This window comes from Stenotrophomonas sp. SAM-B, assembly GCF_013387485.1.
Lineage (GTDB): Bacteria > Pseudomonadota > Gammaproteobacteria > Xanthomonadales > Xanthomonadaceae > Stenotrophomonas > Stenotrophomonas maltophilia_AA.
The window spans coordinates 1-425 of record NZ_JABBXB010000065.1 but is presented as its reverse complement, the minus strand read 5'-3'; the positions used below and the strand labels follow the sequence as shown (position 1 = coordinate 425).

Genomic DNA, 425 nt, shown 5'->3' with positions numbered 1-425 from the left:
ACAGGGGTATCTAATCCTGTTTGCTCCCCACACTTTCGTGCCTCAGCGTCAGTTACAGTCCAGAAAGCCGCCTTCGCCACTGGTGTTCCTCCTAATATCTACGCATTTCACCGCTACACTAGGAATTCCGCTTTCCTCTCCTGCACTCAAGATTAACAGTTTTAGTTGCAGTTCCTCAGTTGAGCCGAGGGATTTCACAACTAACTTGCTAACCCGTCTACGCACCCTTTACACCCAATAAATCCGGATAACGCTCGCTCCCTACGTATTACCGCGGCTGCTGGCACGTAGTTAGCCGGAGCTTCCTCCTTAGGTACTGTCCTTTTTCTTCCCTGTCTAAAATAGTTTACAATCCGAAAACCTTCTTCCTATACGCGGCGTCACTGCGTCAGAGTTTCCTCCATTGCGCAATATTCCCGACTGCA

General features: G+C 49.4%; 1 rRNA gene. It reads right to left on the bottom strand.

The window, feature by feature from the left end:
• Positions 1 to 425, bottom strand: a 16S ribosomal RNA gene (locus HH110_RS19300); the annotation flags it as partial.